This window comes from Mesorhizobium sp. WSM4807 (genome assembly GCF_055811615.1).
The window spans coordinates 44,846-53,815 of record NZ_JBVVQY010000026.1 but is presented as its reverse complement, the minus strand read 5'-3'; the positions used below and the strand labels follow the sequence as shown (position 1 = coordinate 53,815).

The 8,970-nt window shown below is 58.4% G+C and carries 9 protein-coding genes; 6 read left to right on the top strand and 3 right to left on the bottom strand.

Annotated features, from left to right (window positions below; translation table 11 throughout):
- Positions 1–152 precede the first annotated feature (152 nt).
- Positions 153–452 carry a DUF1236 domain-containing protein gene (locus AC0L3N_RS26465; protein WP_123150565.1) on the bottom strand — a complete coding sequence of 100 codons (300 nt, stop codon included), beginning with the start codon at positions 450–452 and terminating at the stop codon, positions 153–155.
- 317 nt (positions 453–769) lie between these two features.
- On the opposite strand from AC0L3N_RS26465, the gene AC0L3N_RS26460 reads away from it, so the two are divergent.
- The 3 genes from AC0L3N_RS26460 (at position 770) to AC0L3N_RS26450 (ending at position 3,340) form a co-directional block, all read left to right on the top strand.
- A complete protein-coding gene (locus AC0L3N_RS26460; protein ID WP_123150566.1) occupies positions 770–961 on the top strand; it encodes a DUF3606 domain-containing protein in 192 nt (63 codons plus the stop codon).
- A gap of 301 nt (positions 962–1,262) precedes the next feature.
- Positions 1,263–2,666, top strand: coding sequence for a sensor histidine kinase (locus AC0L3N_RS26455; protein WP_473550457.1), 1,404 nt, complete (start codon positions 1,263–1,265; stop codon positions 2,664–2,666).
- Positions 2,666–3,340, top strand: a complete 675-nt coding sequence (locus tag AC0L3N_RS26450; RefSeq protein ID WP_123150568.1) for a LuxR C-terminal-related transcriptional regulator — start codon at positions 2,666–2,668, stop codon at positions 3,338–3,340. The genes AC0L3N_RS26455 and AC0L3N_RS26450 overlap by 1 nt, the downstream gene beginning before the upstream one ends.
- A 32-nt stretch (positions 3,341–3,372) precedes the next feature.
- On the opposite strand, the gene AC0L3N_RS26445 is transcribed toward AC0L3N_RS26450, so the two are convergent.
- Positions 3,373–3,528 carry a hypothetical protein gene (locus AC0L3N_RS26445; RefSeq protein WP_165848745.1) on the bottom strand — a complete coding sequence of 52 codons (156 nt, stop codon included), beginning with the start codon at positions 3,526–3,528 and terminating at the stop codon, positions 3,373–3,375.
- A gap of 1,192 nt (positions 3,529–4,720) precedes the next feature.
- On the bottom strand, positions 4,721–5,362 hold the full coding sequence (locus tag AC0L3N_RS26440) for a DUF1236 domain-containing protein (RefSeq protein WP_473550411.1): 642 nt from the start codon (positions 5,360–5,362) through the stop codon (positions 4,721–4,723).
- Between the two features lie 790 nt (positions 5,363–6,152).
- Here AC0L3N_RS26440 and AC0L3N_RS26435 point away from each other — a divergent pair.
- The 3 genes from AC0L3N_RS26435 to AC0L3N_RS26425 all read left to right on the top strand — a co-directional run bounded on the left by AC0L3N_RS26435 (position 6,153) and on the right by AC0L3N_RS26425 (position 8,963).
- Complete coding sequence (locus AC0L3N_RS26435; protein ID WP_473550408.1) at positions 6,153–6,449, top strand: hypothetical protein; 297 nt, start codon at positions 6,153–6,155, stop codon at positions 6,447–6,449.
- Positions 6,450–6,890: 441 nt separating this feature from the next.
- Entirely contained in the window at positions 6,891–7,193 is a 303-nt protein-coding gene (locus tag AC0L3N_RS26430; RefSeq protein WP_292213858.1) for a DUF982 domain-containing protein, read from the top strand.
- A gap of 1,296 nt (positions 7,194–8,489) precedes the next feature.
- Positions 8,490–8,963: a (2Fe-2S)-binding protein gene (locus AC0L3N_RS26425; RefSeq protein WP_473550407.1), complete on the top strand. Its 474-nt coding sequence runs from the start codon at positions 8,490–8,492 to the stop codon at positions 8,961–8,963.
- Positions 8,964–8,970: the final 7 nt, after the last annotated feature.

The window sequence follows — 8,970 nt, the reverse complement described above, 5'->3', positions numbered from 1 at the left end:
CCTCCTGCCGCCTCACGCGGGCAACGGGCTCGGGGGGCTGGGTGGGGGTAATCAAAATGTTTGTTTTTTTTTCTTTTTTTCACACCCCCAAACCAACGGCCCCCCCCCGATAATTCGCCGGGGGCGGGCGTCTCCTCCCCAAGTCGTTCAGATCACCGAATGATTTTGACGATCTTGCGTGTGCCTGGATCAACGATAACGGTCTGATTGTCGACGACTACATAGCGGTATTCGACGTCGGGAACTTCATGAAGCTCGACCGTATCGGGTAGCGTTGAGCCGATATTGAGCTCCACCCCAGGGATCTTCACCGAGGCGAGCGGCTGCTTTTCCACATATTCCCTGATGACGGTCTCCTGCTCAGGCGCGATGATCACGTCCTGAGCGGCAGCGGCGCCTATACCTGCCAGTAGTAGAAACCCCGCGGCTACAGTGGAAAGTCGCATTTTCATAGTTGCCTCCTTTATGATGTGACTTTAGCTGAGCTCTTTTGGCATCATCTTCGCGCCAGACTCATCGAAACATCAGGCCGCTGCAAATGTTCCTTGGCTGGGCTTCGGTCCGATCCGAGAAGCCTTGCCATTGGACTTAAGTCTGACCTGCCGCGCGCATGGGTCCGGCTATCGATCCGCCCGGAACCGCGACCGCTCGCACTCGTTCGCCGCAAGTTCATGGGAGGAGTTCAAGGAGAGGAGTGTCCAACACCCTCATCCAGCCTGTTTCCAACCGACATTCAGACCCCGTGTTAGGCTTCGCCAGGAGAAAGGAAATGGCCGACAACAAGTGCAATCGAGACTTCCTCGACCACGACCGCCTGTCGGTGGACGAGTATTACGAAGTGGAACATTTCGCACGAGAAAATGGCGTTTCGCCCAGCCAGGTCAGCAAGCTGATCAAAAAGAACGGCAACGATCGGATGACCCTTACTCAAGCAGTGAGAGCCTTGCGCGACCGGAAGTGAAAAACCCGCCGCGTCTTCCGCCGCGCGGGCGATCAGGCGTTGCACCATCTGTGCCGAAGGATCGAAAGCATCGGAGTTGGCGCGTCATGGCTTGCTGCCTCGCTCAACGAGGGCAGTGGAGTTTATGCGAAAAAACCCGTCGGGTGCGGTTTCCGTCCAGCCCGTAAAGCCCTAAGTTCCCTAGCGATTGATCAGTTGCAGATCAAAGATGGCGTCGCTTAGCGTCGTTCGACGACAGATTGGCCGGTTCTCTCGAATCATGCCGCTGGCGCGACGCGCCGCCGACCGGGCCGTTGGGGATATGGCGCCATACAGAGCGACAAGACTGATCGATCGATGGAATGCACTGTCGCTGGCCACTCAGTTTCTGCTCGCCGGCGGGCTATTCTCGCTGTCGGCGATGATCGTGGTGGGAATTTCCGTGACAAGCCAGATAGAAGCCGCGGTCACCCGGAACTCGGCTTCTGCGACCGCTCTTTACGTCGACAGCGTTGTCGCGCCGCTGCTCCCCGACATGCGCAGGAGCGAAGTGCTCGACGAGAGCGTTGCCCACGCGCTGGATGAAACGCTGGGACAAGGCGCACTCGGCACAAGGCTCGAATCCTTCAAGCTCTGGCGCCGCGACGGCACCATCCTCTATTCAACCAATAAAAATTTGGTCGGGAAGCGCTTTCCACTCAGCGACAATCTCCGGGCCGCATTCGCAGGCGACATAGTTGCTGAATTGGACAGGCACTATGATAACCAGGCTGAGAGGGACAGCGGCTTGCATCTTCTTGAAATCTTTAATCCGATGCTTCAGCCGTGGTCGGGCGAAGTCGTGGCTGTTTTGGAATTCGACGAGATCGCCACCGATTTTGAAAAGGACCTCCGGCAGGCACTCGTTCGGACCTGGTTCGATGTCGCAGCCGTCACCACTATTTTCTTCCTCGGGCTCTCGGCGATCGTTTTTCGTGGCAGCCGCACGATTCGTTCCCAGAGCCGCTCATTGAAGCAGCGCATTGCCGAACTTTCCGAACTGGTTGTTCAAAACAGAATGTTGAGACTGCGGGTGCAGCGTGCCTCGCAGCGCGCTACGGCGCTTAACGAACGTTACCTCAGGCGGATCGGCGCGGACCTGCACGACGGGCCGGCGCAACTGGTTGCCCTCGCGGCGCTGGGGATCGACAGCCCCGTGCTTGCCGATTCTGCCACGCCGGCTGCGGCGCGCGCACGGGAATTGCAGGCAGTCAAAGCCAATTTGGACGATGCGATGCGAGAAATCAGGAATGTCAGCAAGGGCCTTATGCTGCCGCATGTCGAGAATGCCGAGTTGACGGAAATCCTCGAGCTTGCCGTGCGAGCACACGAAGGGCGAACCGGCGTCAAAGTGATGCTGTCCATGACCGGGGGACACACACCCTTGTCACCAGCGGCCAAGATCTGCATCTTTCGCTTCATTCAGGAGGCGCTGAACAATGGCTTCCGCCACGCCGGGGGTGCCGGTCAATCGGTCGCGAAACATTTCGACGGGGAGCGCGTTTCTATCGAGGTTTCCGACACCGGCCCAGGTTTCGACCCGAAGATCATCCACCCTGAAAGGCTGGGGCTCATCGGGCTGCGTGAGCGGGTAGAAAGCCTCGGCGGCCAATTTAGTGTAACATCTTCACAGAATGGCACGGTGGTGAAAATGGTTCTCAACATAGTTGAAATAGGACAGGCGTGATGGCAGCGGCCATAAAGCTCGCCGTCATCGACGACCATCCGCTGTTCAGGGAGGGCGTCGTGCGCACTCTCGAGCAGATCGGCGGGTTCGAGATCGTTGCCCAAGGCAGCAGTAGAGATGACGCCTTGCGGATATCGGAAGACCAGCAGCTCGATATTCTCCTGATGGACATCTCGGTGCCTGGAGGGGGCCTCAGCGCGATCGAACCGGCTCTGGAGCGGCACCCGGATCTGAAAATCGTGATGCTGACCGTTTCGGAGGAAAACCAGCACGTCATGACCGCCTTGCAGAGCGGGGCAAGAGGCTATGTCCTGAAGGGTGTCGGGTCGAGAACCCTGGCCGCGATACTGCGCACGGTGGCGTTGGGCGAACGGTATGTTTGCCCGCAATTGTCGGCGCGCGTGTTGGTCGACCTGTCTATCCAGTCAACCGCGACCGCGAAAGTTGACGTGCTGGCCGAGCTCACCAATCGTGAAAGAGAGATACTGACGCTCGTTGCCGCGGGATTGAGCAACAAGCGGATCGGTCTTCAGCTGAATCTGCACGAGAAAACCATAAAGCATCACATGACGCGAATCCTCGCCAAGCTCAATGTGAGCAACCGGACCGAAGCCGCGATGACATTGCGCGACGCGACCGAGCATCAGCATCCGCCTGCCCGCCATCCTGCGTGAAGCAAGGTAGCCTGCGGCCTGTGAACTCGTCATCACTCGATCATGGCGAGCAGTCTTGCCCGATCGGAGTTCGTTGCCTGCCGGCGAATGATGGTACGGCCCATGGCATCCCGCATTTCATAATGGCCGCCGTCGATGCGCTCGCTGAGCCCGTTGGAATGCACCACACCCACACTTGCCCCGCGCACTTCGATCCGGTCTCCAGTGGTCGCGTTGACATAAACTTTTGGCTTGTTGCCAGGGGTTACCGCGGCAACTGGATTTGCCGGGGGGTTGCCTTTCGATGATTTTGATTTGCCCTTGCCCGCGTTGGCATTGGAGTTCGAACTCCCTGGAGTTCCAGCGTTTCCAGAGTTCCCGGGGCTTCCAGCGTTCCCGGAGTTTCCAGAGTTTCCGGAGTTTCCAGAGTTTCCGGAGTTCCCAGCGTTCCCAGAGTTCCCTTGTGCCTGGGCCGCCTGCGGGCTAAGCGTCAGGGACAGGCCGTCCTGTGCCACACGGTAGGGGCTCACGACGAGAGCCAAGGCCGATGCGCTGAGGCAAATGGCGACGCGAAGCCTTCGAAGAGATTTGAGCCTGGGCTGCGATTGAGGGCACGCAGGCCGCGCATTCATCCTGGCGAGAACTCTTGTCTCACGGAGCCTCAGGCGTTGCGGCCGTATCGCGTCTGTGATCAATGAATTTGCCAATAGCACGCTAGAATATCCTCTGACCGTCTTGGTCTGCGTCGCGTTTCTACCTGTTTCGAATTCGAGCCAATCCTCTGTACTTTGCACCAGTTTATCACGCTTTCGCCATCATCAGGCGGTGTCAAGACCCACCAGTCTCAGGGGGAGAAACCGGTGGGTCTCGCTAGCGCAGGAAGGGACTCATTACTGCGCAAGTGTGTTGCCTTCATTGATCGGGCCCATCAGCCGATAATAAGCCCGACGGCTGCGACCCCGAACACCAAGCCAAATACCGGAAAAAGCAGCCAACGTGCCTGGTGAATGCTGGGGTCCATTGCAGCCTCCTGTCACGGGATCGGCATCGCAACGACGCCTGCAGGATCTCGGTTCCTGAAAACACTCTCATCTCAGGCTTTTGCGATAGCAGTCCCGGACCAAAGCACCGCCTGCGCCAGCCCATGGTCGGCCAGCGGGCAGACTGAAGTCCTATCTCAGGCCTTTTTTTGAGCATGAAGGGCACCCGTCGAGGGGTATCGGCCGGAAGGGTCCTCAATATGCATGCAAAAAGCCCGCCAGCTTGAACGGCGGGATGTACTGGCGACGTAAATAGCAGTCGCCGTTCGATGAAAGGAGACTGGTCTCCAACCTCAATCGATGCATGTTGAAGGGTCCGCCGTGGGGGCAGCGGACCCCTCCTTTATCCCGAACAAGGGCGTTAGGTCAGAATAAGGACGATCGTGAGCGTATCCGGGTCGACGATGACGATTCGGCCATCAGCCAACACGAAATACTCATAGGATTCGTAAGCCGGGACAATCTCGACGATTCGCGGTGGCAGGCGACGCAGTTTGATCTTCTGTCGCGGAACCTCAACACCCACTGAGATGTCAAAATCGACGCTGGCAACCGGTTCGACCTTTTCCTGCTTGAGGATTTGGGTGATTTCCGTTTTCTGTTCAACGGTCACATTGCTGATCGCGCCGGTCGAAGTCTCATCCTGTGGCTGAGTAGAGGTCGTGCCCTGAGTCTGCTGCTCGGTAGTGGCACCGGCCTCGCCCTGGGTCTGCTGCTCGGTTGTGGCGCCAGCCTCGCCTTGGGTCTGCTGCTCGGTGGTTACGCCGGCTTTGCCCTGGGCTTGCTCATCGATCTGCATCTTCGCCTTGCCTTGAGCCTGCTCCTCGGCTGTGGCGCCGGCCTTACCTTGGGACTGTTCGCCCATCGTACCTTCCGGGCAACCGGCCGTGCCGGCCGGGCAATCGGCGCCCGACTGGCTTTGGGCCGGCTGCTGTTCCTGAGCGAATGCTGCACCACAGCCAACGCCGATGGCCAGCATACTGGTGATCAGAACTTTTTTCACGAAACATCTCCTTCGAAAAGTCCGTCCCTTCACGGGGAAAACCACCTCTAAAAAGTTTTGTTCCAGGCGAATTGACCGGGCGGAAGCGATCGGGCCTGTTGGAACAGTCTGCATCCAGGCGCGCGCCGTACTGAGCCATGGTGCGCGCGCCGAATAGGGCTCGTTCTTTGTTCCAGCAGAGGTGCGGGTTCCCTTGTTCGGCCCACGCGAGGTCCTGGTAGGGGGCGGAGATTGAAAGATCCGCGCTCGCTGCTGACAAATCTCTTCCAACCGCCGGTTGCTGGACGCCGGGCAGCCGGCGCGCCTAGGATTTTGCCCGGTCCGCGCGCACCGGGCACATCCCAGCCCCCCAAGCCGTGCTTTGATCGCCCCGTCGCACCTGCAGGTAGGGCGGGCTTTTTTTGTCTGTGCTGGAACTTGTTGTAATCAGCACAGCATGTTCTTACGAGGGCCAACGCTCCGTCGCAGACGCAGCCTTGGAAAGTCAGAAAACGTGGAAGAATCTGTTTGGGAAACCAACAAGATCCGTGCGACGCGCGTTCCGCAGACCGTCGAACACGGAAGGGCGCTGGTTGAGGACCTTCGCCACACACTGGCCCTGTCACATCGCTTGGTGCAGGCGTCGCGTGCGCTGCTGAAGCGGTCCAAGGACCAGGGCGTTGCTACTGAGCCTTGAAACCGAAAGCAGCCGAAAATGGTCGGACCGGGCCATCTTGCCTTAAAAACTGCCGAAAGCTAAAATTACATTAGCAAGTTGGACATAGTTCAAAGCAGAAGACTTGTTCGCGAAATGGACAAGAACACTGGCCGCAGTCTCCCTGAATGGCTTCAGAGGCATCTGCCCGATGATCCGGTGATCGCATGGGATATCGCCACCAAGATTTCGACAGAGACCCAGGGCAAAACTGGGCTTGGTCGCAGCGTCATCAGGAAGGGCGATCGAAACGAGAATTTGAACGAGAAACAGGACGAAGCTGACGCCGTCGTCAGCGAGCCATACCCGGTCGCCTTGCTCCTGGTTCTTTCTGTACTCTCGATAGTGGGCGGGGCAGTGTACGCGGTCCTTCGTTGGGAGGAGTTTCTATAGCGGCGAACACAAACCTGCAGTTTTTTCCTTTGAGGATGGAACACTGTCCTGCGACGAAAGTTTAGTGCCAGCAGCGTAGTATTGTCCCCCATACAGATGCTGCGAGATCGGTGGCCCCGATTAGCCCGCGTCCTCTCCCCCGAGGGCGCGGGCTTTCTGCTGTTGTCACGGTCTTTCCGGGCCGCCTTTGGTGCCGCCGGGCGGTCTTTGCGAGTGTTCGGTTTTCAGCGGGAGCAATGGAGTTCAAAGCACCCTCGGCTGCAGGTTGCAGCGGTACACAGCGACATTACGCATGCGGTCTCGGTCCTGCGATGAGTTTTGCTTCAGTCAAGAATTGGTCCTTCCTTGACAGCAAAAAGTGCTCTTCACATATTTTCCCGCAGCCGTCGCTCACGGCTCTCGTGGAAGCTCAAATACTCGTTCAGTTGAATGGAGGTTGTAATGAACGACAGGACTTTCGATCGGCCTGTTTTCGTCAGGAAAGGGGAGTTCATGGTAGAGGAAATCGAATGCTTGGCTGATGCTTTCGAGTTCCTGCAGGAATGGCCGAAGAATCGCAGAGGGCCAATCTTTGACACGGCGCTCCGAGCTTGCCAGCGCGCCTATGATGGCCAAGTCCCCATTTCAGTTGCACGCGAGGCTTTCGCCGGCTTCGCCAGATCGGCCAAGATCCTCGAGGACGTCTCTGCAGCTATGCCCTGGATGACAGCACCGAAAACCGGTCGTGGTGGCGTGATGGCGTAACCGATGTAGTAACTAGCGAAGGATCGCCGGCGCCGCAGGGGGGCGGGGAAGGTGGGTTGCCTTGGTTGGCGCCGGCCAAGCGGCGTTGGAGTTCGCCACGAAGGAAGAGGTTCGCCAGATTGATTATGGCGTGATTGCGGAAGTTCGCCGGGCCTGCCGATAGCGGCGCTCCTCGATGCCTCCGATATCGTCCCGCGCTCGGCGAAAATACATCAGGGCTCCGGCCGTAACTGCGTATTTAGAAATCGCACTTCTAGGCTCATGCAACGAATGCCAGCTAATCCGGCTTTGGCACGGGGTTTATCGTCGCCAAAAAGAAAGCCCGAGCAAATCGAAGTTTGGATCATCTCACCTGATATCCACGAGCCTAGCTCCATTGATCGCACCTTCACTAGCAATTCCGGTCGGGCTTTTAGCTGTCTAGTTCGGGAACAATTTGCGTGAAAAAAATTCTGCCTTGTGTCGCGTCCTCTGCCTTGGCCGTTCTGTCGATATCTGTCCCTGCCTTTGCGGAGGGAGATGCTGCGTTGGGGCAAAGAGCGTTTCAACGCTGCTCAGGCTGTCATTCAACCACCGACCAGAGAAAAGCTGGCCCGGCCCCGGCGGCATTGTGGGACGGCCCGCCGGATCTGTGGAGGGGTTCCGTTATTCGGAAGCCCTGAAGTCGGCCGGCTTGGTATGGGACGAGACAACGCTGGACCGGTTTCTAGCAGCGCCCCGCGATGTTGTTCCGAAAACGACGATGACGATGGGTGTGTCGAAGCCTGAGGATCGGCAAAATATTGTCGCATACCTGAAGTCGCTCTCGCAGTAGACTCGAACTTGTTCTCGCAATGCGGGACTGCTTTCGAACCTGATGGTCTCGGAAAACGCCGGGTCATCTTCCGTAAAGTCCTGTCACGCCTTGAGCCGCCGGCCCTGGAGCACGCGCAGTCGCTCCGATCTGCGGCAACGGCCGCGCTTTGTTCTGACGTCTACCCCAACATTGCCAGGTGCTTTTCGGAGCGGAAGCAGCAGTCCTTTTCAGGGCCGTTCTGCGCAGATGGCGATTGTACGTGATGCGCACCCAGTGAACGACAATACCGGTGCCGACCGCGCAATGCGGGACGTGCCTGTGTGGCTGCATTTAGAAGCCACGTTTCTAAGGTCATGCAAATTGCGGTGGCTAATCCAGCATCGCCCGGCGAGCTAGCTTTAGCACTAGCCACCAAATTGCCAATGTCTCAGTCGGCCGGGAAGCTCCAGGCCGCTTGGGAAGCCTATTCGGGTGGAGCAACCCAGGAGAACCTACCGGCCATGATCTCACTGAATATCAACGGGCGAGAGCACGAGGTTGACGTTGACCCCGAAACCCCGATCCTTTGGGTTCTGCGTGATACGCTAGGAATGAGCGGCACCAAGTTCGGCTGCGGCGCAGCGCTCTGTGGCGCTTGTACGGTGCATCGGGATGGCGAGGCTATCCGCTCGTGCAGCACGCCGATTTCCGCCGTTGAAAGCGGCAAGATCACCACGATTGAAAAGACAACCGACGGCACCGACCGTGTCGGCGCGGCTGTCCATGCTGCATGGGTCAGGCACGACGTGGCGCAATGCGGCTACTGTCAGAGCGGCCAGATCATGAGCGCGACGGCCTTGCTCGCCTCGCTGTCGGCCGGCGCGCAGCCGACCCCTGAAGAGATCGACTCCGCCATGGCTGGTAACATCTGCCGTTGTGGAACCTACGCTCGTATCCGCGCCGCCATAGCCGACGCCGCCAGCACTCTCGTCTGAAGGAAAC